The 19,091-nt window shown below is 70.1% G+C and carries 14 protein-coding genes and 1 tRNA gene; 5 read left to right on the top strand and 10 right to left on the bottom strand.

From position 1 onward, the window contains the following. Window positions 1-447: 447 nt before the first annotated feature. Complete coding sequence (gene tyrS, locus ACZ6WN_RS24130) at window positions 448-1,719, bottom strand: tyrosine--tRNA ligase (RefSeq protein ID WP_465868282.1); 1,272 nt, start codon at window positions 1,717-1,719, stop codon at window positions 448-450. 133 nt (window positions 1,720-1,852) lie between these two features. Here tyrS and ACZ6WN_RS24125 point away from each other — a divergent pair, with 133 nt between their 5' ends. The 3 genes from ACZ6WN_RS24125 (at window position 1,853) to ACZ6WN_RS24115 (ending at window position 6,714) form a co-directional block, all read left to right on the top strand. After that, complete coding sequence (locus ACZ6WN_RS24125) at window positions 1,853-3,316, top strand: serine/threonine-protein kinase (protein ID WP_465868280.1); 1,464 nt, start codon at window positions 1,853-1,855, stop codon at window positions 3,314-3,316. A 15-nt stretch (window positions 3,317-3,331) separates the two neighbouring features. Then, window positions 3,332-4,615, top strand: a complete 1,284-nt coding sequence (locus tag ACZ6WN_RS24120; protein WP_465868278.1) for an RsbRD N-terminal domain-containing protein — start codon at window positions 3,332-3,334, stop codon at window positions 4,613-4,615. A gap of 95 nt (window positions 4,616-4,710) precedes the next feature. Beyond that, on the top strand, window positions 4,711-6,714 hold the full coding sequence (locus tag ACZ6WN_RS24115; protein WP_465868277.1) for a fatty acid desaturase: 2,004 nt from the start codon (window positions 4,711-4,713) through the stop codon (window positions 6,712-6,714). A 26-nt stretch (window positions 6,715-6,740) separates the two neighbouring features. Here the strand turns inward: ACZ6WN_RS24115 and ACZ6WN_RS24110 are convergent, their stop codons facing one another. Beyond that, entirely contained in the window at window positions 6,741-7,400 is a 660-nt protein-coding gene (locus tag ACZ6WN_RS24110; protein WP_465868275.1) for a TetR/AcrR family transcriptional regulator, read from the bottom strand. Window positions 7,401-7,448: 48 nt separating this feature from the next. Next, complete coding sequence (locus ACZ6WN_RS24105; protein ID WP_465868274.1) at window positions 7,449-8,300, bottom strand: esterase/lipase family protein; 852 nt, start codon at window positions 8,298-8,300, stop codon at window positions 7,449-7,451. Window positions 8,301-8,471: 171 nt separating this feature from the next. Here ACZ6WN_RS24105 and ACZ6WN_RS24100 point away from each other — a divergent pair. Then, window positions 8,472-8,548: transfer RNA gene (locus ACZ6WN_RS24100), tRNA-Ile, on the top strand. On the opposite strand, the gene ACZ6WN_RS24095 is transcribed toward ACZ6WN_RS24100, so the two are convergent. The 5 genes from ACZ6WN_RS24095 to ACZ6WN_RS24075 form a co-directional block, all read right to left on the bottom strand. After that, a complete protein-coding gene (locus ACZ6WN_RS24095) occupies window positions 8,543-9,508 on the bottom strand; it encodes a GNAT family N-acetyltransferase (RefSeq protein ID WP_465868272.1) in 966 nt (321 codons plus the stop codon). The genes ACZ6WN_RS24100 and ACZ6WN_RS24095 overlap by 6 nt on opposite strands. Before the next feature lie 89 nt (window positions 9,509-9,597). Beyond that, window positions 9,598-11,763: a transglycosylase domain-containing protein gene (locus ACZ6WN_RS24090; protein WP_465868270.1), complete on the bottom strand. Its 2,166-nt coding sequence runs from the start codon at window positions 11,761-11,763 to the stop codon at window positions 9,598-9,600. 280 nt (window positions 11,764-12,043) lie between these two features. Further along, complete coding sequence (locus ACZ6WN_RS24085) at window positions 12,044-12,469, bottom strand: ribonuclease domain-containing protein (RefSeq protein WP_465868268.1); 426 nt, start codon at window positions 12,467-12,469, stop codon at window positions 12,044-12,046. Window positions 12,470-12,579: 110 nt separating this feature from the next. Further along, window positions 12,580-13,233 (bottom strand): response regulator, encoded by a 654-nt coding sequence (locus tag ACZ6WN_RS24080; RefSeq protein WP_465868266.1) that lies wholly within the window; start codon window positions 13,231-13,233, stop codon window positions 12,580-12,582. Then, window positions 13,230-14,537 carry a sensor histidine kinase gene (locus tag ACZ6WN_RS24075; protein WP_465868264.1) on the bottom strand — a complete coding sequence of 436 codons (1,308 nt, stop codon included), beginning with the start codon at window positions 14,535-14,537 and terminating at the stop codon, window positions 13,230-13,232. The genes ACZ6WN_RS24080 and ACZ6WN_RS24075 overlap by 4 nt, the downstream gene beginning before the upstream one ends. Before the next feature lie 118 nt (window positions 14,538-14,655). Here ACZ6WN_RS24075 and ACZ6WN_RS24070 point away from each other — a divergent pair, with 118 nt between their 5' ends. Further along, complete coding sequence (locus ACZ6WN_RS24070; protein WP_465868262.1) at window positions 14,656-15,408, top strand: GAP family protein; 753 nt, start codon at window positions 14,656-14,658, stop codon at window positions 15,406-15,408. A gap of 5 nt (window positions 15,409-15,413) precedes the next feature. On the opposite strand, the gene ACZ6WN_RS24065 is transcribed toward ACZ6WN_RS24070, so the two are convergent. Together ACZ6WN_RS24065 and ACZ6WN_RS24060 are read right to left on the bottom strand one after the other, a co-directional pair. Continuing rightward, entirely contained in the window at window positions 15,414-16,268 is an 855-nt protein-coding gene (locus ACZ6WN_RS24065) for a hypothetical protein (RefSeq protein ID WP_465868261.1), read from the bottom strand. 29 nt (window positions 16,269-16,297) lie between these two features. Next, complete coding sequence (locus ACZ6WN_RS24060) at window positions 16,298-19,069, bottom strand: family 78 glycoside hydrolase catalytic domain (protein WP_465868259.1); 2,772 nt, start codon at window positions 19,067-19,069, stop codon at window positions 16,298-16,300. Window positions 19,070-19,091 lie beyond the last annotated feature (22 nt).

Below are 19,091 nucleotides of genomic sequence, written 5' to 3'. Positions count from 1 at the left end.
CTGCTTCGTCTTACCCGACTTTAGCGGAGTGTTTCTCGCTTTCGCAATTCGGCGCATTCCGCGCTTTCCCGCTGAAAGTTCGAAGCTTTATCCGCCTCAGTCCTGGAGGACTTTATCGGATCTCGTTTTGTTGTCCAACTCGGCGAATTCTCGCTCTTATCGGATAACGACGATATCCACGCCGACACAGCACAAGACAACTGAACTACGGTTCGTCACGGCCTTGATGTCTGATCCGAAGACCCGACTGAGACTCTGAACCGAGCTGAAGCTCGAGAATGTTGGCGGCCGACTCAGGGGCCGGAAACCCGCTCGAAGACTCGAACTTGCTTCCCGCCGCACCCCGGCGACCAGATGAACATTACGCCTCCGTGACGCCCTTGCCAAATCGAGGAACGCCCCAGCGAAGGCAGTCACCTTCGCTGGGGCGTTCTCGCAGGTCAGGGGCTACTTGAGGCGTACGCCTGCGAACTTCTTCTTGCCCCGGCGCAGGACGACCCAGCCGTCACCGAGCAACTCTTTTTCGCCGAGCACGCCCTCGGCGTCCTCGACACGGACGTTGTTGACGTACGCACCGCCCTCCGAGATCGTCCGGCGGGCCTCCCCCTTGGAGGAGACGAGGCCGGCGGCGATGAAGAGGTCGACGTAGGTCGGCAGCTCCTCCCCACGCTCCAGCTCGACGGCACCGGCCTCCGTGATCGCGGCGGCCAGCGTCGTACTGCTCAGGGTGGCCAGGTCGCCGCCGCCGAAGAGCGCGGCCGCGGCCTGCTTGGCCTGCTCGGTCTCCCCTGCACCGTGGACGAGGGTGGTCATGTGGTCGGCGAGCGCCTTCTGGGCGACCCGGAGGAACGGCTTCTCCGCGTGCTGGGCCTCCAGGGCTTCGATCTCCTCGTGGGAGAGGAAGGTGAAGACACGGAGCATCTCCCCCACCTTGGCGTCCTCGACGTTGAGCCAGAACTGGTGGAAGGCGTACGGCGACATCATCGTCGGGTCGAGCCAGAGGGCGCCGCCCTCGGTCTTGCCGTACTTGGTGCCGTCGGCCTTCGTGATCAGTGGCGTCGTGAAGGCGTGGACGGTCTCGCCGGTGACCCGGCGGACCAGCTCGACACCGCCGGTGATGTTCCCCCACTGGTCCGAGCCACCGAACTGAAGGCTCACCCCGTGCGTACGGAAGAGGTTCAGGTAGTCCATGGACTGCAGGAGGATGTAGGAGAACTCGGTGTAGGAGATGCCGTCCTCGAGACGCTTCTTCACCGTGTCACGGGCGAGCATCCGGTTGACCGGGAAGTGCTTGCCGATGTCACGGAGGAAGTCGATCACCGACAACGACGCCGTCCAGTCGGCGTTGTTGACCATCGTCGCGGCGGTCTCGCCCTCGAACGAGACGAACCGCTCGATCTGGCTGCGCACCTTCCCGACCCATTCCTTGACGGTCTCGGGCGAGTTGAGCGTGCGCTCGCCCGAGTCACGGGGGTCACCGATCATGCCGGTGGCGCCACCGACCAGTACATAGGGCGTGTGGCCGGCCCGCTGCAGTCGCATCGCCATGGTGATCTGGAGCAGGTTGCCCATGTGCAGGCTCGGCGCGGTGGGGTCGAACCCGATATAGAACTTCACACTCCCGCCGGCCAGCGCTTCTCGGAGCGCGTCGCGGTCCGTCGAGTCGGCGATGAGGCCTCGCCACTCGAGGTCGTCGAGGAGTGTGGGATCGATGGACACGTGGTGCCTTTCTCAGGTCGTTCTCAGATGGTGTTTCCGGGGCCCGGAACGGGTTGTCCCGGAAGCAAGGGTAGTAGGCGATACCCCCTAGAGTTGACCACTGGCGCTCGCGACAAGATTTGAGGGGACCTGGGTGATCGCAGGGAGGTACCGGCTCGAGAGGGAGCTCGGCCGGGGAGCGATGGGGGCCGTCTGGCTCGCCACCGACGAAGTTCTGGGGCGTTCGGTCGCGCTCAAACAGCTGATCGCGCTCGACGGCGTCTCGGATGCCGCCGTCGAACGCGAGGCACAGCTCGCCGCACGGCTGGTCCACCCGAACGTCGTCGCCGTCTTCGACCTGGTGCGCGACGACGACAAGCCGTGGCTGGTGATGGAGTACGTCGAGGGGAAGACCCTCGCTCACATGGTGCGCGACGACGGGCCGCTGCCCATCGAGGACGCCGCGAGGCTGATCGGTCAGATCGCCTCCGCCCTGCGCGCCGCCCATGCCGCCGGCATCGTCCACCGGGACGTGAAGCCCGCCAACATCGTGGTCGGCCGCGCCGACCGCGCCAAGCTGACCGACTTCGGGATCGCGCGCGGCGTCGACTCCCAGACCACGCAGACCGGGCAGGTCACCGGCTCGCCGGCGTACCTGGCTCCGGAGATCGCCACCGGTGGGCGGGCCACCCCGGCCAGCGACATGTGGTCGCTGGGGGCCACGCTCTTCCAGGCGCTGACCGGCGAGCCTCCCTACGGGATCGGCGACAACGCGCTGGCGACGCTGTATCGGGTGGTGCACGAGGATCCGCCGCGTACGCCGCTGGCCGGCCGGCTCGCACCGCTGCTGGAGCACACGATGGCCTACGACCCCGCCGAGCGGTGGTCGGCCGCGGACGTCGTCGACTTCCTGGCCGGGCGGCTGGCGGCCGAGAAGCTGGCCCCGGTGGCGCTGCGTACGCAGACGCTCGCCGCGGTCGCGGCTCCCACCCCTGCGCCGGCAGCGCCTTCGGGATCGGCACAGTCGACGAGCACCCCGACCCGGCGTCGCTGGTGGCCGGTCGTGCTGGTCGCCGCTGCGGCGATGGTGCTGCTGGTCGGTGGGGCGCTGTGGGCCAACCGCGGCGAGGAGCCGGAGGCGAAGCCGAAGCCGGCCGCTTCCGGGTCGCCGCTGTCGGAGGCCGGCGACGAGGCCACCGAGGACGCGGCCGACGCCGAGGAGTCGGAGGAGGCCTCCGAGGAACCCTCGCCCAGCGAGACGGCCAGCGAGTCCCCGAGCCAGAGCCCCTCGGCCGAGGAGACCGCCGGCGCGACCGCCGAGGGGATCGACGCCTTCATCCGCAGCTATCTCGCCACCGCGCCCGCGAACCCCGACGCCGCCTTCAGCTCGATGCTCACCCCGGCGTTCCAGGCCAGCAGCGGCGGTCTCGAGGGCTACCGCGCCTGGTGGACCACCGTCGCGAGCACCAGCGTCGTCTCGGTCTCCCCCAGCGTCGACCCCCTCAAGGTGACCTACACCTACAAGTACACGATGAAGGACGGCCGCCAGGACGGCGGCACCGTGACCTTGGGGCTCGTCTACGCCGACGGGAAATACCTCATCAACAGCGAGGGCTGAGGGCCGGGACGCTCGATGGGGTCTCCCGAGATGGGCGCGAGCGCGGGGCGGCTGGAAGACCTGCCCGAGGCGGTCGTGGTCGAGCTGCGCCGAGCCGCTGCCGAGCTGTTGGGACAGGTGTCCTCGTACGCCGATGAGATGCTCGCCTACATCCTGGACCGGATCCCGGAGGCGAGCGCAGATGAGGAGATCCGTGGCCTGACGCTGGGGTCGTGCTCCTCGAATCTGGAGGCCGCGCTGTCGATGGTGCGGCACGGTATCGACGTGAGCGCCGCGTCGGCGCCGGTCACCGCACTCGAGCACGCCCGGGCCATGGCCACCCGCGGCTACAGCGTCGACGTGATGCTGCGCTTCTACCGGGTCGGCCACGCCTACTTCAGCGAACGGATCCTGACCGGGATCACCGATCTGGTGCCGGACCCGGTCCTCGCCCTTGCGGTGGTCGCGCACATGCAGCACTACGCGTTCGCCTACACGGACCGCATCGCCAGCGAGGTCGCCGCCGAGTACATCGCCGAGCTCGACCGGATCCAGACCCAGGCCCGCGCGGCCAGGACGGATGCGGTCCGCACGTTGATCGCCGGCGGACGAACGGACCTCCGCCGCGCCGAGAGCACGTTGTCCCACCGGCTCACCGGGTGGCAGACGGCCTTCGTCTGCTGGACCGACAGCGACGACGTCGATCTGGCGCGGGTGGGTGGGACGGTCGGCGCCCATCTCGGCTCACCTCATCCTCTGCTCGTCCCCGACGGTGCCCGGGCACTGTGGGGCTGGGTCTCCACCACCGGTGCTCCCGACATCGCCCCGACAGACCTCAGGCCTCTGGCCGCGAGGATCCCGGACACGGTCCGGGTCACGCTCGGTACGCCGGCGCAGGGCTCCGCCGGCTTCCGGGCCTCCCATCTCCAGGCGCAGCGCGGTCGCCGGATCATCGAGCTCGCGGGTCGCGGAGCAGCCGTCACGCCGTACGCCGAGCTGGCGCTCGTGGACACGATGAGCGGCGACCTCGACCTGACCCGTGCCTTCGTCGCGACCGAGCTCGGTGGGCTGGCGGTCGCCGGACGCCGCGAGGAGCAAGAGCGACAGGCGCTGCTCGCGGTGCTCGACGCGCAGGGCGGCCTGGCGGCCGCGGCGGCCGCTCTCGGCGTACACCGCAACACCGTGCTGCAGCGGGTTCGCCGGGCCGAGAAGCGGCGCGGTCGTCCGGCGACCGAGCGCGTTGCCGAGCTGCATGCCACGTTGCGTCTCGTCGACGTGCTGGGCCCGCTCGTGCTCGCGCCGGAGCCTGACCGGACCTAGACCGACCCGGGCCTGATCGGGATGTGCTCCGCGCACATCGACATGGGCTGGGCACCTCTCGCGGGGCTCCGCTCGTCGATCGTACGTTTCGGAGCATGTCGACGACGACGGAGCAACCCCCAGCCACCCGCCATGCGCTCCCCGACCCGGGCGAGCGGGTCCCCCCGATCTCCTGGCCCATCGTGGCGATCTTCTCCGGCGCCATCGCGGTCTTCGCGATCTCGACCTGGGCGGCCTTGGCCGAGCGGCTTCCGGTCCCGGTGACCGTCCTGCTCAGTGCGGCCGCGATCTTCGTGCTGTTCACCGTGCTGCACGATGCCGCGCACTACTCGGTCAGCACCCACCGCTGGGTCAACGTGGCCTTCGGCCGGGTGGCGATGTACTTCGTCTCGCCACTCATCTCGTTCAAGTCGTTCGCGTTCATCCACATCGAGCACCACCGCAACACCAACGACGACGACAACGACCCCGACCACTTCGTCAGTGGCGCTCCGTGGTGGCAGGTTCCGTTCCGGTTTCCGCTGATGGATCTGCCGTACCTGTCCTTCCTGGTGCGCAACGTGCGGCGGCGTCCCCGGGCCGAGGTGCTCGAGACGGTCTTCCTGATGATCACGGCGGTCGCCGTGATCGTCGCTGCGAGCCTTACCGGCCACCTGTGGACGCTGGCGGTGGTGTATCTGATCCCCGAGCGGGTCGCGATCTTCGTGCTGGCGTGGTGGTTCGACTGGTTGCCGCACCACGACCTCGAGGACACCCAGCAGGAGAACCGTTACCGCGCCACCCGCAACCGGGTCGGCTCCGAATGGGTCCTGACTCCCCTGCTCCTCTCGCAGAACTACCACCTCGTCCACCATCTGCACCCCTCGATCCCGTTCTACCGCTACGTCGCGGCCTGGCGCCGTAACGAGGAGGCCTATCTCGAGCGCGAGGCGGCGATCGGCACCGTCTTCGGCCATCAGCTCGACGCGGACGAGTACCGCGAGTGGAAGACGCTGAACGGGAAGATGGCCCGCCTCCTCCCGGTTCGGATGCCGACGCGATCCTCGGCTCGCGCCGCGGAGTTCCACCCGGTCCCCGTGGCCGGCGTCGACCGGCTGACCGACGACAGCGTGCTGATCCGCTTCGACGTGTCGGACGACCTGCGCGAGAAGTTCGCCTTCGAACCCGGTCAGCACGTCACCGTGCGTACCGACCTCGGCGGTGAGGGCGTACGTCGTAACTACTCCATCTGTTCCCCGGCCACCTCTGACGCCCTGGTGATCGCGGTCAAGCACATCCCCGGCGGAGCCTTCTCCACCTTCGCGATGGAGCAGCTCGGAGCCGGCGACACCCTCGAGCTGATGACTCCGACCGGGTCGTTCGGGACGGCGGTCGACCCGCTCCATGCCAAGAGCTACGTCGCGATCGCCGCCGGCAGCGGTATCACCCCGGTCCTCTCGATCCTGCAGACGACGCTTGCCGTCGAGACCGAGAGCCGCTTCACCCTGATCTACGGCAACCGCGACGCGGACAGCACGATGTTCCGCGACGAGCTCGACGAGCTCGAGGAGCGCTACGCCGACCGCCTCCGAATCGTTCACGTACGCTCCCGCGACCCGCAGCACCCGGCCCACCTGCGCGGCCGGATCGACCGGGCCAAGCTCGAACGCTGGCTCGGGCCGCAGCTGACCGCGGCCTCGGTGGACGAGTGGTTCCTGTGCGGACCGGTCGAGATGGTGGCCGACCTGCGCGACCTGCTCCTCGAAGGCCGCGTCCGGCCGGAGCACGTCCACGTCGAGCTCTTCCACGGCTACCCCAAACCCAAGGTCGGCGACGGCTTCGCCCCGGCCACCGTCACGCTCGGCCTGCGCGGCCGCCAGCACGAGATCTCCCTGGTTGCCGGCGACACCGTTCTCGAGGCCGCGCTGCAGGCCGGGCTGGACGCGCCGTACGCCTGCCTCGGTGGGGCCTGCGGCACCTGCCGGGCGAAGCTGGTGCAGGGATCGGTCGCCATGGAGCAGAACTTCGCCCTGTCCTCGGCCGAGGTCGAGACCGGCCACGTGCTGACCTGCCAGTCCCGCCCGACCACGCCGGAGGTCACCGTCGACTACGACGGCTGAGTCGACCGGGCCAGCGCTGCCCACGGCTAGCTGCCGTTGCGTACGGCTCCGTAGAAGTCACTCAGGCGGGTGATCAGCTCCTCGACCGAAGCCGGGGTGGGTCCTGCGGCGGGTACGTCGAGGATCCAGTCGGCGATGATGTCGAACAGGCCGCCGATCAGGCCGATCGCGATCCCGTGATCGCGCTCGGTCACGTCGGTGCCGTACCCGAGCCACAGGTCTTCGACGAAAGCTGCGGCCGCGCGGCGGTTCTCGCGGCGCTGTCGCTCGGCCGCCGGGGTGATGGCACTGCCCTGACCGAAGGTGACCTGGGCGACCCGGACGTCGTCGACGAAGACGTGCGCCAGCTCCGCGAGCAGCAGGCGGGTGCCGGTCTCCTCGTCGGGTGCTTCGGTGGCCACCGCGGCGAGCCGCGCGAAGGCCCCGTCGGTGATCTGGCGCAGCAGCGCGGCATAGAGGTCGTCGCGGCTGTCGAAGGACTCGTAGAAGGACTTGGTGGCGACGTACGCGTGCTGGCACAGCTGCTCGATCGAGGTGTTGACGAAGCCTTGCGCGGCGAACAGCTCGAGCGCCGCATCCAGCAGCGCCTGCCGGCGCTGCTCACGGCGCTGGTCGGCGTCCAGGCCGCGGATCACCCTCTGCTGCTTGCCCGTGGCCTTGCCGCTGGTGCTGTTGCGTGGCGTCACGGGACCGAGGTTAGAGCACTCTCGTCGACGTGCCCCGCCCGTGGCGGGTCAGGACAGCCAGGGCGTCGGGACGCAGCTGACTGGCCTGGCGTTCGCCGGGTCGAGCGCGTTGGTCACGAGCGCGAACACGTTCGGGTCCCAGGCGAGGCCGATGTGGCCGCTGTGGTCGAGCGCGCAGACGTCTTGGAGGACGACGTTCTTCACGTTGCTCGCCGGGGCGAGGATGCCGCTGGTGTAGGGCGTGACGGCCTCGTCGTACTTGGTGACGATGGTGGTGTAGCTGGGTCCGGGAACGCTGACGCCACCTTCGTTGAGGTCCTTCATGAACTCCGAGGCGGGCGCGAACTCGTTGCAGGCCGGGCAGCCACCGGCCTCCAGGACCGGCCGGAACCCGAGCAGGTCCGCCAGGTTCTGCAGACCCGCCAGACTCGTCCCCTTGAAGTTCGAGCCGAAGCCGACGAAGTGCTTGACCACCTCGTCGCCGCCGAGGAACTTCAGGTAGTACGCCGGCACGGTCGTCCCCTCGGAGTGCCCGGCGATGCTGACCTTCGCCGCCCCCGTCGAGGCGCGGACCTTCTCCACGAACGCGTCGAGCTCGGCCGCACTCTCGCGCATCGAGGCGAGCCCGCCGGTGAACGGGCCCCAATGGGTGGTGCCGTACGTCTTGTAGAAGACGCAGTAGCCCTTGCCCTTCAGGTGCTGGGAGAGCAGCGCCATGCCGACGTCACCACTGCTGCCCAGACCGTGCCACAGCACGACCGGCTCCGGATGCGCGGCGCTCGGTTGACAGGTCCAGTCGTTGATGCCTGACGTGGGTGCGGCGGTGGCCGGCGTGGCCACCGCGAGGCTGGCGAGAACCGCGACGAGCGCGGTTCCCAGACAAGCGACGAGTCTCTTCATGGGTCCCTCCCGGGTGGTTAAACGTGACGACGGTCACCCCGAATTGGAACATGGTTGCTGCTTTGGAACAAGAGATCTTTTCCAAAAAGGGTCGCGTCGACAACCTGCCGAGATCGAAGGGGCCGACTGGTGCCTGCGTGGTATCCACGCGGCGCCCGCTAGGATCTGCGCGGGCCGTTAGCTCAGTCGGTTAGAGCAGAGGACTCATAATCCTTGGGTCGCGGGTTCGAGCCCCGCACGGCCTACCAACGATCGGTGCGCTGGACCTCGTGCATGAGCTCGATCTTGCGGAAGCCGAACTGTCTGTTGATGCGCTGCATCACGTCGTTGGACGGGTCGGTCCAGGTGTGGATGGTGGTGCGCTCGGGGTGGTCGCGCTGGACGGCGGCGAGGGTGGCGACCTTGAGGGCGAGGCCCAGCTTGTGGCCGCGGTGGGCGGACTTGACGAAGGTGTCGTCCTGGATGGCCTCGTCGCTGCCGTGGGCCAGGAAGATGACCGAGTAGCCGACGAGCTCGCCGGTGAGGATCTCGCGGGCGGCGGCGGTGATGCGGTCGTAGGAGCGGGCGGTGCTCTTCTCGGCGGAGCGGATGCGGTCGGCGGTGTGGGCGACCGTGTCCTGCTCGGTCTTGCCGGGCATCTCCTTGCCCATCTGGTTGCGCAGGCCGACGAACTGGGCGAGCAGGTTCTCGGGGGTCCGGTCCTCCCACATCAGGATCTCGTAGCCGAGCACGTTGAAGGGCTTGTGGGGCAGCGGGAGGTCGGCGGCGAGGTGGTCCTCGCGGCGTACGGACTTGAAACCGAGCGCCCGGGCGAAGGCCAGGGACGACTTCGGGGGGATGGTCACCTCGGCGGTCGTCAGGGTGCGGCCGCTGGTGCGGCGTACGTCATCGGCGGCTCGCCACAGCTCGGTGCCGACCCCGCGCCAGCGGTGGACGGGGAGGACGTGGATGCCCAGCTCGACGACGTGGCTGCGCTCCTCCTCCTCGGGGAGATCGAGCTCGGCGATGCCGATCGTCTCGCCCTGCTCCTTCGCGGCGAGGAGGACGCGGCGGCCGTGGTCGTGCGGGGTGCGCACGGAGTTGGCGAGCGCCTCGAAGGTGCGATGCGACGCGTAGGGTCGATCGAAGGCCATCGATGCCGCCTCCACGGCGTACCAAGCCTTCAGAGCGGTGTCATCGTGGACGTCGACGGGGGCGATCACAGACACGGGCTCTATCTAACCGTGTCGGGCAAGGTCGTGGGAACTGAGGTCCCCCACCAAGCGTTGACACGTCATCTGTTCGGACCGGAGCCGCCTCAGAGCGGCCCGGGTTCCGTGGAGGGATCTTCGGGATCCGGGTCCGGCGGACCGGGCGTCTTGGTCGGCGTCGGGGTCGGCGTCGGAGTCGGGGTGGGCGTCGGCGTGGGAGTCGGTGTCGGCGTGGGCGTCGGTGTCGGCGTCTTCGACGGCTCCGGCTCCTTGGTCGGCTCGGGGTCGGGGCTCGGCGGGACGTAGGGCGCGTGGCCGGTCTCGGGGGCGTCGCCGTCGAGCCAGGCCGGCGGCGGGAACTCCTCGTAGTCGAGCCCGTCGGTCAGCGGGCCCATGATCTCGACCCAGGTGTCGGCCGGGTAGTCGGCGCCGAAGAAGGTGTCGAGCCAGCCGTCGAGGGCGCCGCTGCCCTGCCCGCGGCTGTAGGCGACAGCGGTGGAGAGCTGCGGGGTGTAGCCGACGAACCAGGCCGAGGAGACCTCGTCCTTGTCATTGGTCGCGGTGCCGGTCTTGCCCGCGGCCGGCTGGACCACCGCGTTGGCGGCCTGGCCGGTGCCGCTGGCGACGACCTGCTGCAGGGCGTAGGAGGTGTCGGCGGCGACGTCCTCGTCCATCGCCCGCCTGCTGCTCTCGGTGTCGTCGTGCTCGTAGAGGACGGTGCCGTCGGCGTCGACCACCTTCGAGACGACGAAGACGTCGTTGTGCTGGCCGCCGTTGGCGATCGTGGCGTAGGAGTTGGCCATGTTGATCGGGCTGACCGTCGAGTTGCCCAGGGTCAGCAGGAAGTTGTCGGGCTGCATGTCGCCGCCCGACTTCATCGGGATGCCCGGATAGGCGGGGTCGAGGCGGTCGCCGCGCGGGATGCCGGAGCGTACGGCCATGTCGTAGACGTCCTTGCTGCCGTTGGGCAGCGAGTCGGACATCTCGACGAAGGCGGTGTTGATCGAGTCCTCCATCGCGGTGAGGCTGCTGACGGAGCCATAGCTGTGGCCATTCGGGTCGGCGGCGCTCTGCCCGGAGTTGCGTACGGGCAGGCCGTTGAAGTCCTTGGGGCTGTTGCCGTCCCAGCTGTCCTTGAGCGAGTAGCCGGCCTTCAGAGCCGCTGCCATGGTGAACGCCTTCATCGTCGAGCCGGCCATGGTGGAGCTGCTCGAGGCCCAGTTGATCTGGGAGTCCAGGTAGTCCTGGCCGCCGTAGAAGCCGCGCAGGGCGCCGGTCTTCACGTCAACGGTGGCCGCACCGACGTGGAGCTCGTCGGAGACGTCGCCCTCGACGTAGGCCTTCTTGTCGTCAGGACGTACGTCGGTGACCGCGTCCTCGGCGGTCTTCATCGTCTTCTTGGTCAGCGTGGTGGTGATCCGGAGGCCGCCGCCGTTGATCTCGTCCTCGGTGACCAGCGGGTTGCCCTGCTCGTCCTTGAGCTTGAGGAGCTCGTCGCGGACCAGCTTGAGCGCGTGCCCCTTCTGGCCGCCGTAGCGGCTGTCGGAGCGCGGCTTCTTGAACTTCGGCAGCGAGGCCTTGGCCTTCTCGCCCTCGGCTGCGTCGACCATGTCCAGCTTGACCATCGAGTTGATGACGTAGCGGTAGCGGCCCTCCAGGTCGGCCACCGACTCCTCGCCGTTGCTCGGGTCGAGGTCGTTGGGGTCGTTGAGGATCGCGGCCAGCGCGGCGGCCTCCTGGAGGGAGAGCTTCGCGGCCGGCTTGTCGAAGTAGGCGTTCGACGCGGCCTCGATGCCGTAGGCGCCGCGGCCGAAGTAGATGGTGTTGAGGTAGCCGGCGAGGATGTCCTCCTTGGACTTCTGCCGGCTGATCTTCAGCGAGATGACCGCTTCCTTCACCTTGCGGGTGTAGGTGCGCTCCTGGGTGAGGTAGAGGTTCTTGACGTACTGCTGGGTGATCGTCGAGGCGCCGGACTGGGTGCCGCCGGTGTTGTTGTTGACCACCGCGCGCAGGATGCCCTTGACGTCGATGCCGCTGTTGGTCCAGAACGTGCGGTCCTCCGCGGCGACCGCGGCGTCCTTCATCAGCTGCGGGATCTCGTCGTAGGGCAGCGAATCGCGGTCCTGGGAGTCGGCGATGTAACGCCCGAGCTCCTCCTCGCCGCCGCGGTAGTAGACGAAGGAGGTCTCCTTCTCGTACGCGGCGTTGGCGTTGGGGATCGAGATGGCGTTGTAGGCCACGATGACGCCCAAGGCGCCGATCAGCACGCCCACCAGAATCACCGTGAGGAAGGCCTTCAGGACCTTCCTTCCCCGCTTCTTCTTCGGTGTCGGCGTGGGTGTGTAAGGCGGATTGCCCTGCCAGCTCAAGATGTCCCCTCCCGCGGTCACAAACGTTCCTAGAGTACGGCGGGCGCCCAGGCCCGACGCGATCGTCGCCTTCGTGTCCAGGACGTTTCAGCGGCGTCTCAGGTTGCCTGTGAGATGGCGGCGGGCCTCCGACCTGGGCCGGCGATGCCGTGTCTGCCCAGGTCAGAGGCCCGTTGCGGAGAACTCAGACCAGGAAGTAGAAGGTGCTGTAGTGGTCGGGTGTGAAGTAGACGTCACCCGTTGTGGTGTCGACCACGAGCCGGTAGGCCTGGCGCTGCGCACCGCACTCGCGCGGGGTCACGTCGAACTCGAGGTAGGCGTGGCCCGAGGGCAGCTCGCCCTCGTAGTTGTTGTAGGTGCCACCGGAGAAGTTGCAGGTGCCGGTCGGCGGCCAGTCGTGCCAGCCACGGTTGGACGGGTAACCCAGCGAGGCCCACACCTCGTTGGAGTCGAGGGCCTCGGCGCAGCCCTTGTGGGTGCAGCTCTCGACCCAGTCGGCCTGGGCGGCGGGGGCGAGCGCGACGCTCCCCCCGAGCAGGCTGGTGGTGGCGACGAGGGCTGCGAGGAGCAGCTTGAGCATCGTGAGCACGGAGCGGTTCTTCCCGGACATGAATCCTCCAGTGTGTGCGTTACGGACGGTTGGTAATTCTGCTACCTGAGGCGTCCGGATGGGGGCTCCGAAGGTCACGAACCGGTGAACTCTGGGGTGTGGGCGCGTCTTCAGACGAGGCCCGCCTCGCGGGCGAAGATCGCCGCCTGGACCCGCGAGGCGACGCCGAGCTTCGTCAGGACACGGGAGACATGGGTCTTCGTGGTCGCCTCGGAGATCACCAGCCGCCCGGCGATCTCGGCGTTGGACAGGCCCTGTCCCAGGGCAGCGAGCACCTCCCTCTCCCGGGGTGTGAGGTCGGCGGGAAGCGGTACGCCGGGCGTGGTCGCCGGGTCTGATCGGTCCGGCGCACCGGCGAGCTCGGCGAGCACCCGGCGGGTCACCTCGGGAGCGACCACGCCGTCGCCCGCGGCGACGTGCCGGACCGCGTCGACCAGGTCGGACGCCTCCGCCGACTTGAGTAGGAACCCGGCCGCGCCGGCGCGGAGGGCACCGAAGACGTACTCGTCCAGGTCGAAGGTCGTGAGCACTAGTACGTCGGCGAGCCCCTCCTCCACGACCTGGCGGGTAGCGGTCACGCCGTCGGTGCCGGGCATGCGTACGTCCATCAGCACGACGTCGGGGCGCAGCGCTCGCGCGTTGGCGACCGCGGTCGCTCCGTCGGCGGCCTCCCCCACCACCTCGATGTCACCGGCGGTGGCCAGCAGCATGCGCAGACCCGCGCGGATGGCGGCGTGATCGTCGGCGAGCAGGACGCGGATCATGCGTTTCCTTCCCGTGTGCCACCGGTGGCGTAAGCGGGCAGCGGCAGGACCGCCCGGACCCGCCAGCCGGGCCCGTCGGGGCCGGCCTCGAAGGTGCCGCCGAGGGCCTCGGCGCGTTCGCGCATCGACACCAGCCCGGTGCCGGTGCCGGGCTCCGCTGCCGGCTCCTGCGCGCCACCGGCGTCGGTCACCTCGACCTCGAGGGTGTCTTGGGGGATCAGGCGCAGGTGGGTCGTGCCGCCACCGTGCTTGAGCACATTGGTGAGGGACTCGCGCACGATCCGGTAGACGGCGTGGTCGACGGCGACCGGCAGCGCGAGGTCGGCACCGTCGAGAAGCCCGCCGGGATCGTCGATCCGCAGCGGCAGGCCGGCCAGCCGCGCCTGCTCCAGGACGGGGCCGAGGTTGGCGGCGCGGGATGCGGCGGTGAGGTCCTCGGCGTCGCCGGGCCCGCCGTCGGAGCGCAGGACACGGATCATCGCGCGCATGTCGTCCAGCGAGGCCAGGCTCTCCGCACGCACCGACCGCAGCGCCGCCCGGTCTCGCTCCGGGTCGTGCTCACCGGCCAGCGCCGCACCCGAGGTCAGCGCGATGGCGGACAGGTGGGAGGCGACGACGTCGTGCAGGTCCCGGGCCACGGCGGAGCGCTCGGCGCGGACCGCGTCGTGCCGCTCCGCGTCGGCCAGGCGCAGCAGCGCGGCGCTGCGTTCGCGCTCGAGCCGGGCCCTGTCGTCGGCCGCGTCGGCGAGCTCGCTGCCCTGGCGTACGTTGCTGCCCCACCACATCGGGGTGACGACGAGCGCCACGAGAGTGAGGGCGAGCACGGCGGGGGTACGTGGGTCGGAGGTGGCCGCGGCGGAGGCGATGACGGCGGCTCCGATGGCCATCGCGACGGCAACCGTCGCGACGCGCCGCGCGACCGGCGAGCCGTGCAGCTGGCCGGCGAAGAGGGCGTCCCAGAGCACCACCACCATCGCGACGCTGCCCCCGATCAGCAGGTCCGCCCCGAAGCAGAGGGCGACGACGGTCTGCACCGCGAGCGGCCGACGCCGCTTGAGCACGAGCGCCCCCGCCGCGAGGGCGAGCGGGACGAGGTGCCACCAGGTCGCCACGCTGTCCGCGTCGATGCCGAAGGGGTGCAGGCCGCGTACGCCTCCGACCTGGCCCAGCGCGTGCAGCGCGAGGCCGGCGGCGAGGACGACCACGGCATCGAGCCAGGCCAGCCGGCGGTCCGCGGCGCGAAGGCTCGTGCCACCGCCGAGAAGCGCCGCCGGCAGCTGCTGCAGCAGGGTCGGGCGGTCCACGACACCATCTCAGCACGTACGCCGCCTCCCCGGGGTCATCCGAAGGATGTATCCCCGCGCCGAAGGATCACCGGTTCGACCGACGCGCGCGAGGCCGGCCGCACGCGAGCCTCGGGGCATGGACATCGATCTCGGCCCGCTGACCGGCGACCTCGGCGGCACGGCGACGTACGTCGCACTCGCGGTGCTGGCGCTGATCGACTCGACCAGCTTCGGCACCCTGCTGATCCCGGTGTGGCTCCTGATGGCGCCGGGACGGGTGCGGCCCGGACGGATCCTGGTCTACCTGGGTGCGCTCGCCGGTTTCTACGCCTTGCTCGGCATCGCGATCCTGCTGGGTGGCTCGGCCATGGCAGACGTGCTCTCCGGGCTGCGCGACTCGCGTCCGTTCCTGTGGGCGCAGCTGCTCGTGGGGGTCGGTCTGTTCGCGTGGAGCTTCAAGCTGGACCCGCCCGGGTCGGACAGGCAACGGACCGACTCCCGCCAACCCCCGAGCCGCCTGCGCCGCTGGCGCGAGCGAGCGGTCGCCTCGGAGTCCGGCTCGGCCTCGGCACTGGCCGCACTGGCGGTGCTGGCCGGGCTGGTCGAGGCCGCGTCGATGCTCCCCTACCTCGCCGCGATCGGGGTGATCGGGACCCAGGGACCGGACTGGCCGGTCTCAGGACTGTGGGTGCTCGGCTACTGCGTGGTGATGATCGCTCCGGCGCTCCTGCTCACCGCCGTGCGCGTCTTCGCCGCTCCCCTGGTGGCACGGCCGCTGGCCCTTCTCGACGGCTGGCTGGTCAAGCACGCGGCGAGCGCGACGGCCTGGGCGGTGGGCATCGTCGGGTTCCTGCTCGCCCGGGCAGCGCTCGGGCCCCTCTTCGGCTGAGCCCCTCACTCCCAGCCGCAGTAGCCGGGCAGGAAGTCGTAGAGGGCACGCTTGTGCGCCTTGTCGAGCGGGAGGAAGTAGCTGGCGCCCTTAGGCACGTCGGGACCGCCGACGTGGACCCGGAAGAGGCTGCCGACCTTGTCGTCGGCCAGGGCGTGCGGGTCGCACCGGGCGGGCAGGGCCCGCAGCTCGAGCGTGGTCGGCTCGCCCGTCATCGGGTGCGGGGCCGACCTCGGCCAGGTGGGTGTCTCGGCGGCGAGCTGGAAGAGCACCGTGCCCTCCCAGCCGTCGAAGGTGACGTCCGGGAGGGCCTGGGTCGGGGTGAAGGTGACCGGGAGGACGAAGACGCTCTGTCTGCCCGCGCCCTCGACCCGGGGCTCGCCCACGGTGATGTCGGCGGCCTCGGTCAGGGTGCGCTCGGCGCAGTCGCGGTCGAGGAGGCGGTCGATGTTGGCGTATCTGTCCTCGGCGGTGCCGGTGCTGGTGCGCCACTCCCCCGCGTCGTCCCCGGCCTCGCCGGTCTCGCGCCAGGTGATGGTCAGGTCGGCGTCGCCGCCCTCGCCGCACTTTCCGCGGGGCATGTCGAAGTCGAAGTCCATCTCGGGGTCGACCGGTTCCGAGCCCGTCCATCGGGCCCGGAACCGGTCGCTGCTCACCTCGAGGTGCGAGACCTCGATCGAGGAGCCGGTGTCGTTGACGAGGCGTACGAACGCCTCACCAGTGTTGCGCTGGAGCCGGGTCTGGTCGACGTAGGCCGTCAGCCCCTCGGGCCAGGCCGTCTCCCGCGGCTCGCTGGTGCCGCAGGCAGCCGGCAGCGACCCGATCAGGAGACCCGCGGCCAGCGCGGCGATTCGGCGCACTGCCGCAGGCTAGCGGAGTCAGCACCTGCTCACGCTCCCTTCGTGAAGGTCCACGCCCCGGAGCCGATCCGGTAGGAGGTGATGCCGTTCTCGGTGCCGAGACGCTCCGGGGCGGCTCCGCCGGGCCCGGTGGCCAGGTAGGAGCCTGCGGGGAGGCGTACGACCGCGGTGACGTTGACCGGGACGGTGGCGCGGAGGGCGAGGGCGCCGGAGTCGCTGCGGGTCCAGGCGGAGGCGACGCGCCCGCGCTGGGTGACCACGGAACCCTTGGCGTGGGTCAGGCCGGTGGCCGGCACGCTCAGCTCGACCTCGGCGGCGCCGGGGGCGGTGGTGCGGATGCCGAGCACCGACTCGGTGACGTCGACGATGCCGCGCGAGCCCCAGCCGTGAGAGGCGCTGTTGGCCGAGCCGCTCAGCTCCCACGCCTCGGGCGTGAAGGTGCCGCCGTCGGCGAGCCAGCCGGCCCAGCCGTAGTCGTCCTCGTCGGTCAGCAGGTCGAGGACACCTGCGCCGGCCCCGGCATCGGCGAGGGCCTCGAGCAGCACGTGGGCGGTCATCGGGCCCTGCTTCATCCCCTGGGAGGCGATCTGCTCACCCAGCGCGGCGACGTCCTGCTGCGGGGCGACGCCGAAGGCGATGGCGTACGAGGTCGCGTGCTGGCCGGCGTGGGCGGACTGGGTGCCGTCGGCGAGCAGGCCGTCGACGTAGGTGCCGTCGGCCTTCCGCAGGGTCTGGTTCATCCGTGCCGCGAGCCCGTCGGCGTCGGAGCGGAGGGCTGCCACCTCCGCGGCGGGACGGTCCAGCTCCTCGCCGACCAGCGCGACCTTGCGGAGCACGTCGACGCCGAGCGCGTTGACCGTGGTCCGGGCAGCGGTGGTCATGTCGTAGCCGAAGCGGCCGTGGGCGGGCCAGTCGACGATGCCGTAGAGGTACTGGCCGGAGCCTCCGGACAGGTTGGTGACCAGGCCCTGGGTGGGACCGCTGGTGGCGATGTGGCGGCGGATGTAGCCGGCGGTGGCGGTCAGGTTGTCGTAGGCGTCCTCGAGCACGGCCTTGTCGCCGGTCTCGAGGTAGTAGCGCCAGATCCAGTCGGGGACGACCTCGGTGAAGTCGGGGATGTCCCGCTTGCCGTCGCCGTTGGGGTAGACCGCGTTGTAGCGGCCCGCGTCGTTGCCGGTGGTCCAGTAGCGCTCCTGGCTGAGCAGGAACTCCCGGATCGCCTGGCGGGACGCGACCCGCTCGCGCTGGGAGGACATCAGGCCGATCGAGATGTTGGCGGTGTCGTGCAGGAACTGGCCCTGCTCGCGCGTCGGGGTGTCGACGAAGGTCTCCTGGACGGAGTAGCGCAGCGAGCGGTCCATCAGGTCCCAGACGTCGTCGAGGGTGGCGTCCGAGCTCTCGAAGGTGGCGGCGCCGTCCTCGTCGTAGGCGGTGTGGACGACCGTCGCGGTCACGTCCTCGGCGGTGATCTCCTCGCCGGCACCGGGGACCTCGAGGTAGCGGAAGCCCAGGTGGCCGACCGCCTGGTAGTCCTGCGCACCCGCGGCCTGGGTGTAGGGGAAGGACATGTTCGTGCTCTGCGTCGAGAGGCCCGTGGTCGAGACCCGGCCGGTGTCGGCGAGCTCGTAGCCGGCCCGGATCGGGACCTGTCGGCCGGCCACGCCGTTCTCGAAGTGCACGCCCGGTCGGGCCGGGATGATCTTGCCGAAGTCGGCGACGGGGGTGCCGTCAGCGGCCCGCAGGATCCGCTCGGGGTGCACGAGCGTCTCCTCGAGCCGGGTCTGCTGGCCCTCGAGGTGGGTGAACGGCGCCACCGGATGCCGTCCGAGGACCACCGCGTCGGACCATGCCGCGTCGTCATAGCCTCGCGCGGTCCAGTCGCCGATCGCCCGGGCGGCCTGGCCGTCGAGGTGCTCGATCCACAGGCCCTCGCCGTTGCGGGTGCCGACGGTGACGTACGGACCGCGGCGGACCTTCCAGGAGCCGTCGGTGACGATCGTGGCCGTCTGGCCGTCGGCGTAGGTGAGCTCGAGCTTCAGGAGTACGCCGGGGATGCCCGCGGCGCGGCCCTGACCACCGCTGAACCAGTGCAGCTTGACGCCGAGGGCGAGGGTCTCGCCGGGCGTGACCAGGTCGGTGACGTCCGCGGCCTGGTAGTAGCCCTCGCTCGGGTAGCCGAAGTTGCTCATCCGGTCGGCCTGCTCCCCGCCGAGATAGAGCTCGGCGGTGTGGCTGGCGGCGAGGTAGCTGCGGGCACGCACGATCTTGCCCTCGGGGACCTCGACCTCGGTGCGGGCCAGAGTCCACTCGTCGCGTTCCTGGGCGGGGTTGTCGGCGGTGCCGGTTGGTCGCCGGATCCAGCTGGCGCCGGCCCAGTCGGTGTCGTCGAGACCGGTCTCGAACGCCGCGTCGGACGACCAGCGTGACGGCTGCTTGCGACGGTCCCAGGTCTTGACCCGCCAGGTGTAGCGGCTGCCGGGCTCGAGCCTCTCGCCGGCGTAGTCGATGTAGGACTGCTGCGCGGAGGACACCTTGTCGGAGTCCCAGACGATGTCGCCGGCGGCGTCACGTACCTCGATCTTGTAGGCGCTCTGCACCTCGTTGGGGTCGCGGTCCTGGGGCAGCCAGCCGAATCGTGGGGTCAGATCGGTGTTGAGGGGGCGGCTGAGGTCGTCGACGGTCAGGCCGACGGGCCGGTCGGGCGCCGTGTTGCCCGCGGCCGCCCCTGATGGGGAGGCAGCGGCCGAGAGGCTGGTGGCGACGAGGGCACTGGTGACGATCGCGGCCAGACGGAGCTTCATGGGTCCTCCGAGCGAGTTGATA

This window comes from Nocardioides sp. NPDC054178 (assembly GCF_055585005.1).
The sequence above is the reverse complement of the archived record's forward strand: the minus strand, read 5'-3'. Positions and strand labels throughout refer to the sequence as shown.